The organism is Enterobacter sp. BNK-18 (assembly GCF_047456135.1).
In the GTDB taxonomy this organism is placed as follows: domain Bacteria; phylum Pseudomonadota; class Gammaproteobacteria; order Enterobacterales; family Enterobacteriaceae; genus Enterobacter; species Enterobacter ludwigii.
The window spans coordinates 2,135,993-2,153,489 of record NZ_CP179899.1 but is presented as its reverse complement, the minus strand read 5'-3'; the positions used below and the strand labels follow the sequence as shown (position 1 = coordinate 2,153,489).

General features: G+C 56.2%; 13 protein-coding genes and 2 tRNA genes. 5 read left to right on the top strand and 10 right to left on the bottom strand.

What is annotated here, in order from left to right:
- Window positions 1–40: 40 nt before the first annotated feature.
- Window positions 41–1,357: a shikimate transporter gene (gene shiA / locus ACMGG3_RS10485; RefSeq protein WP_414149876.1), complete on the bottom strand. Its 1,317-nt coding sequence runs from the start codon at window positions 1,355–1,357 to the stop codon at window positions 41–43.
- 191 nt (window positions 1,358–1,548) lie between these two features.
- Here shiA and ldtA point away from each other — a divergent pair, with 191 nt between their 5' ends.
- Window positions 1,549–2,448, top strand: coding sequence for a L,D-transpeptidase (ldtA, locus tag ACMGG3_RS10480; RefSeq protein ID WP_414149875.1), 900 nt, complete (start codon window positions 1,549–1,551; stop codon window positions 2,446–2,448).
- 61 nt (window positions 2,449–2,509) lie between these two features.
- On the opposite strand, the gene ACMGG3_RS10475 is transcribed toward ldtA, so the two are convergent.
- Window positions 2,510–2,585: transfer RNA gene (locus ACMGG3_RS10475), tRNA-Asn, on the bottom strand.
- 320 nt (window positions 2,586–2,905) lie between these two features.
- On the opposite strand from ACMGG3_RS10475, the gene nac reads away from it, so the two are divergent.
- Both nac and cbl read left to right on the top strand, forming a co-directional pair.
- Window positions 2,906–3,823: a nitrogen assimilation transcriptional regulator NAC gene (gene nac, locus ACMGG3_RS10470; RefSeq protein ID WP_014170773.1), complete on the top strand. Its 918-nt coding sequence runs from the start codon at window positions 2,906–2,908 to the stop codon at window positions 3,821–3,823.
- Between the two features lie 96 nt (window positions 3,824–3,919).
- Entirely contained in the window at window positions 3,920–4,870 is a 951-nt protein-coding gene (gene cbl, locus ACMGG3_RS10465) for an HTH-type transcriptional regulator Cbl (RefSeq protein ID WP_138614287.1), read from the top strand.
- 286 nt (window positions 4,871–5,156) lie between these two features.
- On the opposite strand, the gene ACMGG3_RS10460 is transcribed toward cbl, so the two are convergent.
- Window positions 5,157–5,765, bottom strand: a complete 609-nt coding sequence (locus ACMGG3_RS10460) for a glutathione S-transferase family protein (protein WP_106504309.1) — start codon at window positions 5,763–5,765, stop codon at window positions 5,157–5,159.
- Between the two features lie 170 nt (window positions 5,766–5,935).
- On the opposite strand from ACMGG3_RS10460, the gene ACMGG3_RS10455 reads away from it, so the two are divergent.
- Window positions 5,936–6,844, top strand: a complete 909-nt coding sequence (locus tag ACMGG3_RS10455) for a LysR substrate-binding domain-containing protein (protein WP_394245865.1) — start codon at window positions 5,936–5,938, stop codon at window positions 6,842–6,844.
- Window positions 6,845–6,887: 43 nt separating this feature from the next.
- On the opposite strand, the gene ACMGG3_RS10450 is transcribed toward ACMGG3_RS10455, so the two are convergent.
- The 6 genes from ACMGG3_RS10450 to ACMGG3_RS10425 all read right to left on the bottom strand — a co-directional run bounded on the left by ACMGG3_RS10450 (window position 6,888) and on the right by ACMGG3_RS10425 (window position 15,094).
- A tRNA-Asn gene (locus tag ACMGG3_RS10450) sits at window positions 6,888–6,963 on the bottom strand.
- A gap of 164 nt (window positions 6,964–7,127) precedes the next feature.
- Window positions 7,128–9,317 (bottom strand): TonB-dependent siderophore receptor, encoded by a 2,190-nt coding sequence (locus tag ACMGG3_RS10445; RefSeq protein WP_414149874.1) that lies wholly within the window; start codon window positions 9,315–9,317, stop codon window positions 7,128–7,130.
- Between the two features lie 26 nt (window positions 9,318–9,343).
- Entirely contained in the window at window positions 9,344–10,669 is a 1,326-nt protein-coding gene (locus ACMGG3_RS10440) for a lysine N(6)-hydroxylase/L-ornithine N(5)-oxygenase family protein (RefSeq protein ID WP_020883310.1), read from the bottom strand.
- The gene (gene iucC / locus ACMGG3_RS10435; protein ID WP_348637210.1) at window positions 10,666–12,408 is read right to left on the bottom strand and encodes an aerobactin synthase IucC; all 1,743 of its coding nucleotides are present in this window, start codon (window positions 12,406–12,408) and stop codon (window positions 10,666–10,668) included. The genes ACMGG3_RS10440 and iucC overlap by 4 nt, the downstream gene beginning before the upstream one ends.
- On the bottom strand, window positions 12,405–13,352 hold the full coding sequence (locus ACMGG3_RS10430) for a GNAT family N-acetyltransferase (RefSeq protein WP_414149873.1): 948 nt from the start codon (window positions 13,350–13,352) through the stop codon (window positions 12,405–12,407). Before ACMGG3_RS10430 ends, iucC begins: the two co-directional genes overlap by 4 nt.
- Complete coding sequence (locus tag ACMGG3_RS10425) at window positions 13,352–15,094, bottom strand: IucA/IucC family protein (protein ID WP_414149872.1); 1,743 nt, start codon at window positions 15,092–15,094, stop codon at window positions 13,352–13,354. The genes ACMGG3_RS10430 and ACMGG3_RS10425 overlap by 1 nt, the downstream gene beginning before the upstream one ends.
- 138 nt (window positions 15,095–15,232) lie before the next feature.
- Here ACMGG3_RS10425 and ACMGG3_RS10420 point away from each other — a divergent pair, with 138 nt between their 5' ends.
- Window positions 15,233–16,444 (top strand): MFS transporter, encoded by a 1,212-nt coding sequence (locus ACMGG3_RS10420; protein ID WP_044857423.1) that lies wholly within the window; start codon window positions 15,233–15,235, stop codon window positions 16,442–16,444.
- Here ACMGG3_RS10420 and mtfA read toward each other — a convergent pair.
- On the bottom strand, window positions 16,441–17,238 hold the full coding sequence (mtfA, locus tag ACMGG3_RS10415) for a DgsA anti-repressor MtfA (RefSeq protein WP_014170764.1): 798 nt from the start codon (window positions 17,236–17,238) through the stop codon (window positions 16,441–16,443). The two genes, ACMGG3_RS10420 and mtfA, sit on opposite strands and share 4 nt — an antisense overlap.
- Between the last annotated feature and the right edge of the window lie 259 nt (window positions 17,239–17,497).

Below are 17,497 nucleotides of genomic sequence, written 5' to 3'. Positions count from 1 at the left end.
ACCCGATAGTATGTCACACGCCTGTGAAACAAAAGTGAGATCAGGTGTGGCTCGTCTCTTTCATCAAGAGCGCCGTCGCCGCTGACAGCAGGCAACCGGCCAGCAGATAAAGTGCCACACTGTGCCAGTTGCCGCCGGAGAAGGTCACCAGCGCGGCGGCAATAAATGGCGTAAACCCGCCGCCGACCACGCTTGCCACCTGATAGCCTACGCCCGCGCCGCTGTAGCGATAGCTCGCCCCGAACAGTTCGGTAAACATGGGCTGCTGCACGCAGACCACCATATCGTGGGCGATGTTAGCGAGCATGATGGCAAAGAAGACAATCCAGAAGATCGACTGTGCCTCCAGCGCCATGAAGAACGGCCAGGCGCTGAGGGTGCCAATCAGCGCCCCGGTGATATAGACGCGACGGCGACCAAACCTGTCCGCCAGGCAGGCGAAGCAGGGGATAGTCAGGCAGCTGATCCCGCCGACCAGCAGGCCAATGTTCAGGAACAGCTCGCGGGGCAGACCGAGATTTTGCGTTGAATAATTGAGGGCAAATGCGGTCACGATATACATCGTCAGCAGTTCGCACAGGCGCAGGGCGATAATTTTCAGAAAAGCGCCAGGATGCCGGACAAGCGCTTCCATCACCGGCAGTCGTTTTCTGGCAACGGGCGGTTCTTGCCGCTGTTGTTCGAACTCAGCAGATTCCTCCATGCCGTTGCGGATCCACAGGGCAGCGACAACCAGCACGATGCTGAAGATAAACGGAATGCGCCAGCCCCAGCTCAGGAATTGTTCATCGGTGGTGAAGTGGCTCATCAGCGACACCAGCCCGGTGGAGAGCAGCAGACCTACGCCATAGCCCACCTGCACGCCACTGCTGTAAAACGCTTTCTTGTTCTTCGGGGCACTCTCAACGGATAACAGCGCCGCGCCACCCCATTCGCCGCCTACCGCGAAGCCCTGAATGGCGCGCAGCGTAACCAGCAGCACCGGCGCCCACCAGCCAATGGTGGAAAATGAAGGGAGAACGCCAATCAGCGCGGTGGCGATGCCCATCATCCAGACGGTGAGCATCAGCATGCGTTTGCGACCGAGACGGTCACCGAAGTGGCCGAAGATCACTCCGCCCAGTGGACGAAACAGGAAGCCGACGCCAAAGGTAGCAAACGCGGCGAGCGTACCCATTGCCGGGCTAATCTGGGGGAAGAATTCGCGGTTAAACACCAGCGCGGCAGTAATGCCGTAAAGCAGAAAATCATACCAGTCGACGACGGCACCCGCGAAGCTGCCGAGGGCTGCGCGGCGGGCACGATTGAGCGAAGGTGTCTCCTCGTTGGGATGTGTGGAGGTGAGAGTGGAGTCCATAGTTGTCCTGTCTGCACGTATTTCTAATTATTGGTATAAGAAAAGGTCACTCACATAGCCACCGTCATATAAACGGAACGTATGAGACTACCGCGCCAGGGCGCGTGTGCAAACTGATTTTATTTCCTGATGGGTAATGCAAAGCGGCTACGCTATGCTTAGCAAATCAAGGTGCGACTGAGGAAGGGAATATGTGTCGTATAAATGTGTTGAGTTGTCTTGCTGCATTACTTATCAGCCAGAGCGTTCAGGCGGTAAGTTATCCTTTACCGCCGACAGGCAGTCGGCTGGTGGGCACTTCGCAAACCATTACCGTGCCGGATCACAATACGCTACCGCTCGAAGCGTTTGCCGCGCAATACGGGCAGGGTCTGAGCAATATGCTGGAAGCGAACCCGGGCGTGGATCCTTTTTTGCCTAAATCCGGTACGCAACTGGTGATACCCCAGCAGCTGATTTTGCCTGACACCGTCCGCGAGGGAATTATCGTTAATGCGGCAGAAATGCGCCTCTACTATTACCCACCGGGAAGCAACACTGTTGAAGTGTTACCCATCGGCATTGGTCAGGCCGGGCGCGAAACCCCGCGAAACTGGGTCACAGCGGTAGAGCGTAAGCAGGAAGGCCCCACCTGGTCTCCTACGCCGAATACGCGCCGTGCCTATGCGGCAGAGGGGAAAACGCTGCCTGCATTCGTGCCCGCCGGGCCCGATAACCCAATGGGACTGTATGCGATTTATATTGGCAGGCTGTATGCCATTCACGGGACAAACTCCAATTTTGGCATCGGACTGCGGGTGAGCCAGGGGTGTATTCGTCTGCGCAATAACGACATTAAATATCTTTTCGATAACGTCTCGGTAGGCACCCGTGTGCAGCTTATCGATCAGCCCGTTAAAGTGACGACAGAGCCGGACGGCAGCCGCTGGGTAGAGGTGCACGAGCCGCTATCACGGAACCGGGCGGAATTTGAATCGACCCGGAAAGTGCCTTTGCCGATATCTGCCTCGCTGCGAACCGAGCTTGTCAACGAGGGGGCGGGCGCGGAACTGGAACGTCGGTCAGGGATGCCGGTTAAGCTCGGCAACTGAGGGCAATTTTACCTGCCCCAGAAAAGCAAAAAGCCTGCTATAAAAGCAGGCTTTTCAAATTTGGCTCCTCTGACTGGACTCGAACCAGTGACATACGGATTAACAGTCCGCCGTTCTACCGACTGAACTACAGAGGAATCGTGTGAACGGGGCGCATATTATCGACGTCAGCCGGCCTTGTCAAAGGGTGGATCAACGCCTTTTGATCGTTTGCTGACAAAATCAGCAAAATGGCGTTTTTGACGCCGGAATGCACCGTAATGGTGCGCACATACCCCTAATGGGGCAGATCATAAACTGCTGTTTCAGTAATAAAACCGCTGCTTATGATTAGCTTTCCTTATTTTCAGCCGCTTAGCGACAAATCAGACCTCTTCGTAAAACTGGCATTCATATTGCAAAACCCTATCAACAATGAAAAGCCAGTACCGGCACAGCATTTCGAACAGGGGGCAAAATGAACTTAAGACGACTGAAATACTTCGTAAAAATCGTCGATATCGGCAGCCTGACTCAAGCGGCGGAAGTGCTGCATATCGCGCAGCCTGCGCTGAGCCAGCAGGTGGCTACTCTGGAAGGCGAGATGGATCAGCAGCTGTTGATCCGCACCAAACGTGGCGTGACGCCAACGGAAGCAGGCAAAATCCTTTATACCCATGCGCGCACCATCCTTCGCCAGTGCGAACAGGCGCAGCTGGCGGTGAATAACGTGGGCCAGACGCTGAGCGGCCACGTATCCATTGGGCTGGCTCCGGGAACGGCCGCGTCCTCTATTACCATGCCGCTGCTGCAGGCCGTCCGCGCAGAGCTGCCAGAAGTACTGGTTTACCTGCATGAGAACAGCGGTTCTGTGCTGAATGACAAACTTCTTAGCGGCCAGCTGGATATGGCGGTGCTGTACGACCGCTCACCGGTGGCCGGGATCACCAGCCAGCCGCTGTTGAAAGAAGATCTCTACCTTGTGGGCACCCGCGACTGTCCGGGGCAGAGCGTCGATCTGACGGCCGTAGCAGAAATGAATCTTTTCCTGCCACGTGACTACAGCGCGGTGCGCGTGCGTGTGGATGAAGCGTTCTCCCTGCGCCGCCTGACGGCAAAAATTATCGGTGAAATTGATTCCATCTCCACGCTAACCGCCGCTATAGCCAGCGGTATGGGTGTGACCGTCCTGCCTGAATCCGCAGCACGTTCGCTGTGCAGCGCGGCAAACGGCTGGATGGCGCGCATCACCACGCCTTCGATGAGCTTACCGCTGTCGCTGAATATGTCCGCGCGCGGATCGCTGTCACCTCAGGCGCAGGCGGTAAAAGAGATTCTGATGTCGCTGGTCAGCAAACCGTCTCTGGAGAACCGTGAGCTGCAGCTGGTGAGTTGATATTCCATAAAAGCATAAGATGCTGGTTTTTATTATTTGTTCTGCAGGTCGGCTGACTCTAACAATAGCGTTATGTCAGATGCGCCGGAGTGAATCGTGAATTTCCAGCAACTTAAAATTATCCGTGAGGCGGCCAGGCGGGACTACAACCTGACCGAGGTCGCCAATATGCTTTATACCTCTCAGTCCGGCGTCAGTCGCCATATCCGCGAGCTGGAAGAAGAACTGGGGATAGAGATTTTTATCCGTCGCGGCAAGCGTCTGCTTGGCATGACGGAGCCGGGAAAAGCCTTGCTGACCATCGCTGAGCGGATCCTCAACGAGGCCAGCAATGTGCGTCGCCTGGCGGATCTCTTTACCAATGACGCCTCGGGCGTCCTCACTATCGCCACCACCCACACCCAGGCGCGTTACAGCCTGCCGCCGGTGATTAAAGCCTTCCGTGAACTTTTCCCTGACGTCCGTCTGGAGCTTATCCAGGGCACACCGCAGGAAATTGACGTGCTGTTACAAAACGGTGGGGCAGATATCGGCATTGCCAGTGAACGGTTGAGCAACGACCCGCTGCTGGTGGCTTTCCCGTGGTTTCGCTGGTACCACAGTCTGTTACTTCCCGTCGACCATCCGCTGAATCAGGTCACGCCCCTGACGCTGGAAGATATCGCGAAATGGCCACTGATTACCTACCGGCAGGGTATTACCGGACGCTCGCGCATTGATGAAGCCTTTAACCGCAAAGGCTTAACGCCGGATGTGGTGCTGAGTGCACAGGACTCTGATGTAATCAAAACCTACGTCGAGCTGGGGCTGGGCATTGGTCTGGTGGCGGAACAGTCCGGTGGTGAACGCGAGACGGAGAACCTGGTACGACTGGATACGCGTCATCTCTTTGATGCCAATACCGTATGGCTCGGCCTGAAGCGTGGACAACTGCAGCGCAACTATGTGTGGCGCTTTATCGAACTCTGCAACGCCGGGCTGTCCGTGGAGGAGATTAAACGTCAGGTGATGGAGCCAGAAGAAGTGGCGATTGATTATCAGATTTAAGCCCCTTATAGCACCCGTCCCCGTCGACAAGAAGCACAAGCCTGCAATTAAAGCAGGCTTTTTTATTGAAACCGTTTAATTTCCTGACCGCTGGTTCTCAATAATATCCTGATGAATAACGATACCTTGTGACGTCATAAGATTGCTTTATATTGAAATGTTTCTCATATTTTCCATTGGGTTACATATAAGAATAAATAAAGAAATATGATTCTTTTAGATGAGGATAATATTCCCGTGCGGCAGAAAAAGGGCTGAAAAGCCCCATAACACGCCGAGCGAAGCGTTAACTAAAAGGGTATTTTTTAAATGCCGCCTGGTTTTCGAAAACGTCGGCTACCGCCTGAATTCTTTTAAAATCCCCGGCGTTAACGACGTGAGGGATCATTGACTGAATAAATGTCCAGATAACCGTACTGGTAACAGCAACCTGATCGGCCACCGCGTTTTCCGGGCGTGCTTCCAGCAGCGCGTTCCATTCCCGACAGGCAGCCAGCAGCTGGACGGTAATACGTTCTATCCACGGATTATGTTGTTTCTCCGCCGGGCGCAGGTTGTGTTCGTACACATTTTGCACAGCTTTCTCCGCGGCGGCGAGGATAAAGCCCAGCGTCTGGAGATCGTTCGCCAGTGCATCCGGCGTCACGGGCAGGAGTCTCCGTTCAGGCGCGGCCTGAGCCTCAAAATAATTCAGTATGAGGGACGAGTCCATCAGACGTGTTCCATTCTCCAGAACCAGCGTTGGCGCTTTTACCGCGGGGTTAATCCGGGAAAATTCCTCAAACGTGCTGAATACGGACAACGGCTGGCTTTCAAACGCAACGCCATAAAGTTCCAGGGAGACCGCCACGCGGCGTACATAAGGAGAATCCATCATGCCAATCAGCTTTATCATGATTCCCGTTTTCCTGTCTGTGTGAAAAAACGCTTCATTGAAGATGATAAACAGACATTACAATAAATTCGTTATGGCGAATATCATCAGTATCTTACGGCCTAAGTTAGTATTACTGACAGATTGGCCGGTTAGCGTTTATCAGATTCAGTGTATGAGGGCGTGGTTTCATGTCGGATTTTCCTCCTATCGCAAGTTTGCGTAGTTTTGAAGCTGTGGCTCGCCTTGGCAGCGTAACGCTTGCGGCGAAAGAGCTTCACGTTACCCATTCCGCCATCAGCCAGCAGATTAAAGTGCTGGAGGAAATGGTGGGGGTGAAGCTGTTTATCCGTCATGGGCGAGGGGTGCAAATCAACGAAGAGGGGCGTCTCTACGCGTTACAGGTGCGCGAAGCGCTGAATCATATCGCAGATGCCACCCGGTTAGTGCAGGTGAAACCGAGAATACAGGAACTGACGCTGGCGATGGTGCCGTCTTTTGGTTGTCACTGGTTGTTGCCGCGTCTGGAGCGGTTTCGGGAAAAATATCCACACATCACGCTGCGGATCCAGGCCAGTCTGACGATCACCCGCATGCAGCAGGAAGGGATAGATGTGGCGATACGCATGGGGAAAGGTAATTGGGAAGGAAGCGACTGCCATTATCTTTTTTCAGATGAACTGATTGTGGTTGCAGCACCCGGTTATAACGGCGGCGTCCTCCCGGTAACGCCAACTGAGGTGGCGAAGAGTAAAATCATATTCTCCATGGAGTCGTGGAAAACCTGGTGTTTCAATGCGGGACTGGAAAAAGATATTGTGCCCGGCGGGTTATGCATTAACGACTCAAATTTAGTCCTTGAGGCTGTCAGACTCGGTAAAGGTATCGCGCTGGAGCGTCGCTCTCTGGTACAGGATGCCATCACCCGGGGCGAGCTGGTCCAGCTTACCCCTTTCACTGCACCTTATCCCTGGCCTTACTGGCTGGTGACATCGCAGTTAACGGAAGCGAAACCGGAGGTGGCTCTCTTTAGTGAGTGGCTGGATGAGGAAGTGACGACCTGGCGTCAGGTGACAGGGGATGTGGAAAGTAACGGCTAACAGAAAAGCAAAAAGCCTGCTTTAAAAGCAGGCTTTTCAAATTTGGCTCCTCTGACTGGACTCGAACCAGTGACATACGGATTAACAGTCCGCCGTTCTACCGACTGAACTACAGAGGAATCGTGTGAACGAGGCGCATAGTATCGGCCTCAGTTCGTCTTGTCAAAGGGGGAAAACGCACTTTTCGTTCGTTTGCCGACAATTTCAGCAAATCGCTGATTTTATAGCAAATTCGCGCTGAAATTACACAGTAAATTGCGCCGCCCGCAGGCGGCGCGCAGGATTAGAACAGTACGGAGTAGTTCAGACCAAACGTACGGCCACGGCCTTTATAAGTATACAGACCTGGTGCACCGTAGGTTGGGCTATACAGCCCCGGCGCACGCTGACCCCAGGCGGTGGTGTAGTCTTTGTCCAGCACGTTTTCCACGCTGAAGCTCACTTTACCCACCGGCAGGTCGTAGCTGCCCAGGAAGTCGACCGTGTTATAGCCATCGATCTTCTTACCGTCGGCATCTGACACGTCAAAGGTCTGCGTACTTTGCACGCGCAGGGTCCAGTCGCCCGGTGCCCAGTTGACCCAGGCGCTGGCTTTCGACGGGCTGGCGCTGTCTACCGTCAGCTTCTCCCATTTACCGTTTTCGCGGGTTTCAGACTTAATGGCGTTAAAGTTCGCGCCGGTGCTCCAGTCGCTGTCGGTGAAGAAATAGTCCACCTGGCCTTCAATCCCGTAGATACGACGCTTGTCGTCTTCGAGGTTGATGGTCATGTCCGTCTTGTTGATGGTGATGGTTTTGTCCGAGAGCGAGTAATACGCCGCAACCTGCGTGCGCAGGTTGTCGCCGGTGTAGCGCCAGCCCAGCTCATACGCGTTAACCTTAATGCCGTCCAGCGTCGAGTCGTTCACGTTCACGCTGTTCAGCAGGCGATAGTGCCCGTCGACAAGCTGGTAAGTACCGGAGCCGTAGTACTTCGCCAGGTCCGGAATTTCGAAGCCCTGGGAGAAGTTAAACCACAGCTGCTGCTGTTCGGTCAGACGGCCAAGGATCCCGGCGTTGAACAGGAAATTGTTGTAATTGGTTTTCCCGCCCGGTACCGCATCAGCCGATGTGGCTTTCCCGTTAGCGATGGCCTGTTGCTGGGTATAACCAACGAAGTCATCCACCTTGTTTTCGGTGTACTGATAGCGCACGCCGCCGCTCAGGGTGATGGCATCAATGTCGTAGCTGGCCTGCAGGAACGGGGCGAGGTTGGTAATGCTGTAACCCGGGTAACGGCCAACGTTATAGGCGTTCTCCAGATCCATACCGCCGCTTGCTGCCGCTTTATCCAGGTTGAAGAACTGCTGGTTAGCGTCGAAGGTTTCGTGGTCAGCATCCACACCCCAGGTCAGCGTTAAATCATCCATCGGTTTGCTGTTCAGCGTCAGCTTGCCGCCGTAAAAATCGGTTTTCTGTTGCGACGCACCGATGCTGCTCACCACGCCTTTGGTCAGTGTCGGGAACGGGTAGTAGGTCAGGCTTTCGTCACGATAGTAAATCTGTGCGACCAGATCCTGGCCCCAGAAATCGGTGTTGGAGTACTGCAGGTTAATCAGATGCCGCTCTGTGCCCGGCAGGCGGTCAGAGTTCAGGTTGCCTTTATTGTAGGCTTTGGCATCACCCGTAACCGCGGAGAAGTTTTCCCCGAGGAACAGGCCGTGCTTCCCGTCGGACTCGCTCTTGTAGTATTGCGTCGTAAGCTGCAGCTGCTGGTGATCGTCGATGTTAAGGGTGCCTGTTCCCATCACATCCAGACGGTCGGAATACTGTAATCCGGTCTGGGTGTTATCAATAATCACCTCGTTGCCTTTGCCGTCGTACCAGCCGCCGTAGCGCTGATACGATACTGACAACCGGCCAGAGGAATTGTCGTTGCCGCCGCTCACCGCGGCTGACACGTTCTCATCGTGATCGTTATGGCTGTTAAAGCCACTCTTTGCTCCGGTCTGGAACTCCACTTCGGTATCCGGCTGGCCTTTTTTGGTCACGATATTCACCAGACCGCCGGTACTGCCGCCGCCGTAGAGGGATGTGGCGCCGGAGATCACTTCGATACGGTCAATGTTGAACGGATCGATGGAGTCGAGCTGGCGGCTGTCGCTGCGGGAGGAGTTCAGGCGCACGCCGTCCACCATCACCATCATTGAGCGGCCGCGCAGGTTCATACCGTAGTTGGTGCGGCCCTGGCTGCTGACGTCCATGCCCGGGATCAACTGCGCCAGCACCTCTTTAATCTCTTTTCCACCCTGAACCTGCTGTTCAATCTCAGCACGCTCAATAACCCAGGTAGTCTGCGCCATCTCCGCCACGCTGCGGTGCGCGCGGCTGGCGGAGACAACAATATTTTCTTCCTTTTGTTCTTCCGCCCACGCAGAGGTAGAAAGCATTGCAAGCAAGCAAGGATTTAAAACCCAAAGATGAGAACGTTTCATTGTTATGTAGTTCCTGAATGTGTGTGTCAGTACTCGGTGGTTCTTGCTAAAGATTGATAAACCTGGCTGCTGTCCGGGCGGGGAGTGCTTCGCCAGTGGATCACGCCAGGGGTGGTGGCCAGCTCAAACGGCTCGTCGTCGTGCGCGCGATTCAGAATTCGCGCGGCGCGCCAGGCCATCAGGCTGAGCTGGGGTTCGGCAATGCCAAGACGGTGCATCCCGGCATTCACGGCGAACAGGCGGTTGCTCTGCGGGCCGTCCCATTCAAGGGTGAAATCATTGTTGATGCAGAAGGTTTCGTCGGCGTCCAGACGCAGGCGATGGGAGAGCGGTGCCAGAAACGCAGGCTGCACGGTGCGATAGCCGGTAGCGAAAATCACCACGTCGGTATCGAGTTGTTCACGGCCGCCGTCAAGGTGATGCTGTAACGTCAGACGCTTACCGTTTTCCTGCTGCGCGATCGCGGTGACCGAGCGAGAGGGCAGGAGGTGTGCCCACGGTTTTTCCCGCAGCACTTCGAAGCGGTGATACATGGCGCGATAAATCGCCAGCAGAGACTCCGTGGTGATGCCGTCGGAGGTCATCTTCTGCTCGTGCAGCATCTGACGACGCGCCTCTTCGCCAAGCGTGGAGAAGCTGTCTACATATTCCGGTGTGAAATACTCGTTGGCGAAAGCCGCTTCATCCAGCGCGTTATAATTGTTGCGTCGGGAAACCCAGTTCAGGCTCAGTGGCTGACCCCACTCCCCGCGGAAGATATTCAGAAACAGATCCGCACCACTCTGACCTCCGCCGACGACGGTGACGCGCTTGCCCGCTAAGTCCGGCGTGCGCAGCATCATCTCGCTGGCGTGGAAGCAGCTGTCATCCTGCGCCGGAGCGCAGTCAGGCAGGTTAATCTGTTTGCCAATTCCCACGCAGACGTGACGCGCCAGGAAGCGATCGCGCTGAGTCACCACGTCGAACAGACCGTTTTTTTCATCAAAACTGACCTGCTGTACCTGCTGGCTGAAGGACAGGTTGGTGAGATTTTCCGCGGCCCAGCACAGGTAATCGGCAAACTCTTCGCGAGAGACCGTACGCTGCTCGGTGGTCAAAAAACGATAGAACTTTTTACGCTGCACCAGATAGTTAAGAAAACTGTGGCGATTGGTGGGCTCCACGGCGCTCACCAGATCTTTCAGGAAGCTGGTTTGCATATGGCAGTCCGGCACCATCATGCCAGGGTGCCAGGAGAAATGCGGCTTACGTTCAAGAAACAGCGAACTAAAACCGTCCAGTCCTTCAGCCAGTGCGGCGATGCTGAGGTTAAACGGGCCAATACCAATGCCGATGAAATCATACGTTTTCATTGCGCTGACTCCTGGGAGACCAGAAAAAGAGGGTTATCAAGATCGGTGACATAGTTCGGCAACATGCGGCTGCCGCCGTCGTGTTCGGAGAAGGTCAGTTTGACCGGGTTGAGGATCACGCGAATAATTTGCGGCTTAAACAGATCAAACTTCGCAAAGCGTTCGGCGAGATCGGGATGCGCGGCCATATAGCGGCGCAATACCTCGGCCAGGATCTGGTAGAAACGGGTTTCGCTGACGCCGCTTTGCAGGGTAAGGCGTGAAATAAACCGCAGCACCGTGACAAAGTTACCGGTTTGCAGATCGTGAATGATGTAATCCGCACTCAGGCGCGCCGTGACGGACTTCACCTGTTCAGGCAGGCTTGCTGCCTGCGGGAAATCTTCATCCACCAGGCGCATGTCCCCCTGGAAATCTTTCAGCAGGATGCGTTGCGGGATGGCGTCTTTCATCACCAGCGTCACGTTCTGGCCGTGGGCGATAAGCGCCACGCCGTAGCGGCAGAGCAGGTGATAGAAAGGGATGACCGTCGCGTCAAAGAGCTTTTCCAGCCAGGCTTCAGCGGTCAAACCGGATTGGGCGATCCATGCGTCAATCAAGGGGCGTCCGGCGTTATCGCTCTCCATCAACGCGGCCATCAGCACCGCTTCTTCACCCTGCTGAAGATAACAGGACGGATTTTCGCGCCAGATAACCCCCAGCATCTCCTGATAGCGGTAAGGCGCTTTCGGCAGCGCGGCGTAACCCGGGTGGGAAAGATACCCGGCCGCGGGCTCGCCAAGCACCTGCGCGCCACAGCGAATAAGCGTGGCATCGCTGGCGAACTGCTGCTGTAACCAGCGTGAGGCCAGCGGGCCAGCGGCAATGTACTTACCCGGAATACCGCGATAGCAGGAGGTGTTGTAAATGGTCAGCGGCAGCTTGATGTCAAACGGCGCGCGGCGGCTGGCATTGGTGAGGGTACGCAACGATTGCTGCGCCAGGTACTCGTCGCCAAACTCGCCCAGCTCAACCATTTCGCCGCGCGCGAGTTGCGCCAGGAAATGGACAGCAATCTTTTGTTGCCACTGCCACGGATGCAGCGGCACGGGCAGCCAGTTATCATCAAGATCCAGCGCCTGCCAGCGGGCATCAAACCGGGCGCGCTCGGCGTTATCCATGGCGCTCGCCAGCAGGGTATTGATATCGCAATCAACATCGCTGCTCCAGACCAGGTGCGCACGTTGCACGGCGACCCAGTGCAGGCGAAAACGGCCACGGTATTCCGGAGCATACTGGCGTAGCGCATCCAGCCCCCAGCCGCGGCGTCCCTTGTTAAAGATAAACTTAGGATGGCCGCTCATCAGGCACTGTAATTCGTCCGGGTCGAGATGAATGAGCGCATCAGCATCCAGCGTTTCGCGCGCCTGTAACAGCTGAATATCACCCCGCAGCGTGGCATAGAGATCTTCCAGATGCTCCGCGGTCTGCGCGTCGCTCATCTCCAGTACCGTAGCAAGCTGCAGCAGTGCAGTTTCTGCGTCCACTGCCTTACCGCTGACGGTGGTCAGGCTCGCGGGGTCGATATGCAGCCAGCCCCAGATCCCGCGCGTAGCCTGGAACTGCCAGGTCTCCGCGCCCATGGTGATTTGCCATCGATTGTCTGCCAGCTGCCGGGCGCTCAGGGTGCGTTCATATTCCAGCTCGGCGAGGATTTTCGCCACCATGTCGCGGTTCACTTTCTGCCAGTACACGTTCACAGTCCCACCTCGCTGAAGAAGCGGTGACGCTGGTTCATGATGAGGCGCGAGCGTTTATGCGGGAAGTCGAACTCTTTCACGGTTTCGAAACCGGCAGACGAAAGATGGCGGAACAGGCGCTGGTTGTCGAAACGTGGCTCGGCAACGATGCGTGTTGTGCGTGGCTCATCCAGCCACAGATAATGGCTCAGACCGCGCAGCCAGTTGCGGATATAATGCGCGCCGCGCCAGTTTTCTTCCCCAACCAGCATGTGCAGGCCGCGGTCAAACGGCTGCCAGCGATAGTGACGGCCAATACGGTCTTCCGCCGCCCAGTAAATTTCAAAGTAGCCGAACGGCTGGTCATCAAAGCAGCCGATAAGCGGATAACAATAGGTCGAGTCGAGCTGACGGCGCAGGTAATTTTCCTGCTCCGCCTGCGGGCCGGCCATCTCCCAGAAGGCGTTAACGCGCGGGGTGTTCATCCAGCGGGTGAAACGTTCGCCGTCCTGCGCCACATCGGCCACGCGGAAACTCAGGGTGCGTTTAATCTGCGGGTCGTAACGGCGATAGACTTCACCTTGCGGGCGGTGAGGGCGCAGCGGGAAGTAAAGCTGACGGCTTTCATCGAACTGCATGCCGCCGTGGTTCTGGGACCGTTCTCCCTGCAGCCACAGAGGCAACTGCCAGAACGTTTCGCGCGCCAGATAATCCCCGCTGGCAAGCGTAAACAGCGCCTGCGCCTGCGGTTCATCCTGCCAGGCGGACCAGGGGAGCGTGACGCCGGTCAGTGCCGGCGCGGCGATAAACAGCTGATCCAGCGCGTCGACTAACCAGCCTTCCGGGATACCACTCACGCGCTCAAGCACTGCGCTGCCGTCGAGACCTAACGTCAGGGGCAGAGTGTTCTCCGTTTCGGTGCAGCGAAAGCCATAGCCAGAATGGACGATATTCGCGTTTGCCATCACGCCTTCTCCTTGTAAAACGGGTTGCTAAAGTCGAAATAGATCACTGCCGGATCGGCGATGGTGTTTTCGTTGCGATCGTGCAGATAGCAGAAAAAGTTGCCTTTACAGTTCCAGGTTGGGCTGTCGAGCACGTAGTCGAGGCAGCGGGTCTGTTTCGCTGTTTTGCGTAATTCGGCCAGTGCGTCACGCACCTGCGCCATCAGGCTCTCTTCGCTGTCGAAACCGGCGGCGGCGAGGGCGGCAGTCACGGCAAGCGTTGAGTTCAGCAGCAGGTAGTAGGGGAAGTAGCGCAGCAGCTGGCTTTCGCCAAAACGGTTTTCCACATCATGTTCACCCGCCTCTTTTAGCCATTCATCGGCCCCTTCGGTCCAGGCGCTGCCTTGGCAATCACGGTAGATCAGCCCGACGGGGAAATCCTGCTGCATCTCAACGAGGATATTTTGCTGGTGTGCCAGCAGAACCAGGCCGTAATCCGCTTCCGCGCTAAACAGCGGAAGTAAGACGCGATCGCAATACGCCTGCACCCAGCAGCGCGCAGCCTCGGCGAGGGGTAAATCCAGGCGCTGGCTCAGACGACGTACCGCCGCAACCAGCAGACTGTCACCTCCGTCCGGTGCCGCCTGCGTCAGGCTCACCAGTACGTTGGTCTGGTTGTCTGGCGTCTCGAACAGCAGGTTCACGCGCAGGGCCATCAGGCTCTCTTCCTGGATGACGCCATTTTCATCACGCAGCCCCGCCCAGCCGTCTTCCTGCATAACACGCATGGTCGGGTAGCGTGCCTGTAAGGTCTGCCAGCGCGCTGTCTTAGCCAGACGCGCCAGGCGCATACCGCGTTTAACCTCTTTCACTGACAGCGTGCGCACGGAGTTGGTCAGGCGCACGCTGAGGGAAAACTTGATCATGTCGCTGTTAGTTTCGCTGTACAGCGAGCGCGAGGAGCTGGTGGGCAGCCACTGCGCGCCCGCTTCGCCCAAATCCTGCAGGTCGCCGTTAGCCACAAGACGCTGGCACCAGGCCTGACCCAGCAGATGCTCGGCCTGCCACGGATGCATCGGCAGCAGCCAGCAGGTATCGATGAAGTGACCGAGGAGCTCAGGGGCACTCTGCGCTGCGAAGCGCAGCAGGCGTTCGCGAAGAGAGACGGCCAGGCTGTCGCCGGCAATCAATTCACTCTTAACCGCAAACCAGCGCAGCGGGAAGCGGGAGGCAAAATCAGGCAAATAGCGGCGCGCTTCACTTTCGTTAAACGGCTCGTGAGATTTGGGGGCCGGGTGAAACGCATGCCCCACCAGCAGCGCCTGTTCTGCTTGCGCAAAATTCAGCGGTTTGTCACGCAGGTTTGCCCAGTTGTGGCGCAAATCGATGGCCTGCCAGGTGTGGGCATGGCTTTCAAGGGCGCGTTGCTTAAAGCGCGCCAGCGTTTCGGTATCGAGTGAGCCTTTAACTGAAGGTTTTTCAAGAATTAAGTCAACCAGTTGCGTGAAAGTGACGGCGTCACCGCTGTCGCTGTCGCGCTGGATAAGCGTCGCCGGAAAGTGATACTGATGATGCTGAGTCGGAGAGAAATAGCGTACCGGAACCCGAATGGCCTGGGTTGAAGAGAGCGGAATATGAATCTGCGATAGCTCATCCGCAACGGTAGCGGGGAGATAGCGCCAGTCCTTCGTTTCACGCAACAGGGCGTTCAAAAAACACTGGGCCGCAACGTCTGTACCGGCGGAGCGGGGCAGAGTACGCATAGGTGTACCTCATTCCATGATTGATAATAATTATCGTTATGATATGCATTCTGTTTACAGTCGCAACTATTTTTGCAATATTTGTTTTCATAAACTTCATGATTTCCACACATTTATTGACACTATGTTCACATTCTCATGCGCACTTACCCTGAAACACTGACGGAAAACCTCACCCCGAAAGCGAACTGGCCACTGGCGTTATGCGCCGGATTGTTAGGTATTGGGCAAAACGGTTTGCTGGTCATGCTGCCGCAACTGGTCACCCTGACCGGGTTATCGCTCTCCGTCTGGGCGGGGCTGTTAATGTTCGGCTCCATGCTCTTTTTACCCGCATCGCCGTGGTGGGGACGCCAGAGTGAGCGACACGGCTGTAAGGTCGTGATGCAGGCCTCGCTAAGTGGCTATCTGGCGAGTTTCGTCGTGATGGCGCTGGTGGTCTGGGCGATGGCAAGCGGGATGATGAGTGCTGTCTGGGGGCTGGCGGGCCTGATCCTCTCGCGTACGCTGTACGGCCTGACCGTCTCAGGGCTGGTGCCCGCGGCTCAGACATGGGCCATTCAGCGCGCGGGTCTGGATAAACGCATGGCCGCGCTGGCGACCATTAGCTCCGGCCTCAGCTGCGGTCGTCTGCTGGGGCCGCCGCTGGCGGCGATGATGCTTAGCGTCAATCCGGTGGCACCCCTCTGGTTGATGGCGATTGCACCGTTTATTGCTCTCCTGCTGGTCCTTCGAGAGGTCGCCGATCCGCCGCTGCCGCCTGTCGCGCATCAGGCAACGCATGTGCAGGTTTCAATGCTGCCGTACCTTGTGCTGGCGTTGCTTCTGGCCGCACTGGTGAGCCTGATGCAGATTGGCCTGTCACCGCATCTCAGCCCCCTGCTGGACGGTAACCCGCGAGAGGTGAGTCATCATGTCGCGCTGCTGCTGAGTCTGGCCGCGCTGGCAACCCTCGCTGCGCAATTTCTGGTGGTCCGTCCGCAGCATTTCAGCCCGGTGACATTGCTCTGCCTGGCCGCGGTACTGATGGTGACGGGACTGGGGCTAATGTGTATTGCCGGTCTGGTGTTGTTCTACGTGGGAATTGTCATGACGTCGCTGGGAGCCGCCATGGCGACGCCGGGATACCAGCTGCTGCTGAATGAACGGCTGACCACCGGAAAAGGGGCGGGAGTGATTGCCACCAGCCACACGCTGGGCTACGGCCTGAGTGCGCTGCTGGTGCCTGTCGTCACGCGTTTATTCGGCGAGGTATTTTTAACGCAGGCCGCCTGGGTGATGGCGCTGATGTTTCTGGTGATGAGCCTATGGGTACGGGCGCTCAATCGTACCCATGTCGACCCGTCTTAATGGAGCTGGTGAGATGAATTGCCGGCAGGATCCTCATTTTGCCGCAGACGCAGCAGAGGGTCTTGCTGATAAAACTGACAGAACCGTTGCCACAGGGCCGGGAAACGGGGTGCGAAAAGCTCAGGCGCGCTAAAGAAATATTCTGACAGCACCGCAAAGCACTCCGCAGGATCGGTTGCCGCATAGGCATCGATGCTGGCGGCACTTTCGCCCACCAGATCTATCTCATCCTGGATATTATCCATTGCGGCATGCAGATCGTGTTCCCAACCTGCAACCTCACGAAGCGGGATCAGCGGTACACCGCTGGCACGATCCCCGTTGCGGGTATCCAGCTTATGCGCCACTTCGTGAATGATCAGGTTAAAGCCTGATGCGTCGAAGGAGTCCTGAATATCAAGCCAGTTCAGGATGATCGGTCCTTGCTGCCAGCTTTGCCCGGACTGCACCACCCGCTGGTTATGCACCAGGCCGAAATCGTCCTGCCATTCATCGTCCACCACAAACGGTGCGGGGTAAATGAGTACTTCATGGAAGCCATCCAGCCACTCAATACCGAGTTCCAGTACCGGCAGACAGAAAAGCAGGGCGATACGCGCGTTTTTCAGGGGATCCAGCTCGAAGCCCTGCAGCGGAACCAGACGTTTTTGCTGCAAAAAGCGATCCGCCAGTTGAACCAGTTTTGATTGTTCATCCGGCTGAAGATTAGCCAGAACAGGGATCGCCAGCGCTTCATCCCACGGCAGCGCCATATTTCGGCCAGCGTCATTCGTTTTCCAGGGCCACTTAATCATCGCTTTGCTCGCAAACTCGTCACTTGAACAAAAGGGGAAGGTAAGGTTCTGTTAAAATGCCAGACATTCGGTCATTGCTTCAATTCCAGCCTGGATAAACTATCACTTCGTACGTAACGGTGGATAGCGGTTTGCTGGTATCACCTTCATTTTGTGAACTCAGTCGAAGCCTAATCTTATGACACTTACCCCATTATGGTCAGCGTGAAAACCAACTCCTTAAAGGATTTCGGTGCTTCACCGGTTGCGGCTGGACAAT

Bases quoted from the DNA above. Each gene is read 5' to 3' on its own strand.
- shiA (WP_414149876.1), bottom strand. From the start codon at position 1,357: ATGGACTCCACTCTCACCTCCACACATCCCAACGAGGAGACACCTTCG.
- ldtA (WP_414149875.1), top strand. From the start codon at position 1,549: ATGTGTCGTATAAATGTGTTGAGTTGTCTTGCTGCATTACTTATCAGC.
- nac (WP_014170773.1), top strand. From the start codon at position 2,906: ATGAACTTAAGACGACTGAAATACTTCGTAAAAATCGTCGATATCGGC.
- ACMGG3_RS10460 (WP_106504309.1), bottom strand. From the start codon at position 5,765: ATGATAAAGCTGATTGGCATGATGGATTCTCCTTATGTACGCCGCGTG.
- ACMGG3_RS10455 (WP_394245865.1), top strand. From the start codon at position 5,936: ATGTCGGATTTTCCTCCTATCGCAAGTTTGCGTAGTTTTGAAGCTGTG.
- ACMGG3_RS10445 (WP_414149874.1), bottom strand. From the start codon at position 9,317: ATGAAACGTTCTCATCTTTGGGTTTTAAATCCTTGCTTGCTTGCAATG.
- ACMGG3_RS10440 (WP_020883310.1), bottom strand. From the start codon at position 10,669: ATGAAAACGTATGATTTCATCGGCATTGGTATTGGCCCGTTTAACCTC.
- ACMGG3_RS10430 (WP_414149873.1), bottom strand. From the start codon at position 13,352: ATGGCAAACGCGAATATCGTCCATTCTGGCTATGGCTTTCGCTGCACC.
- ACMGG3_RS10425 (WP_414149872.1), bottom strand. From the start codon at position 15,094: ATGCGTACTCTGCCCCGCTCCGCCGGTACAGACGTTGCGGCCCAGTGT.
- ACMGG3_RS10420 (WP_044857423.1), top strand. From the start codon at position 15,233: ATGCGCACTTACCCTGAAACACTGACGGAAAACCTCACCCCGAAAGCG.
- mtfA (WP_014170764.1), bottom strand. From the start codon at position 17,238: ATGATTAAGTGGCCCTGGAAAACGAATGACGCTGGCCGAAATATGGCG.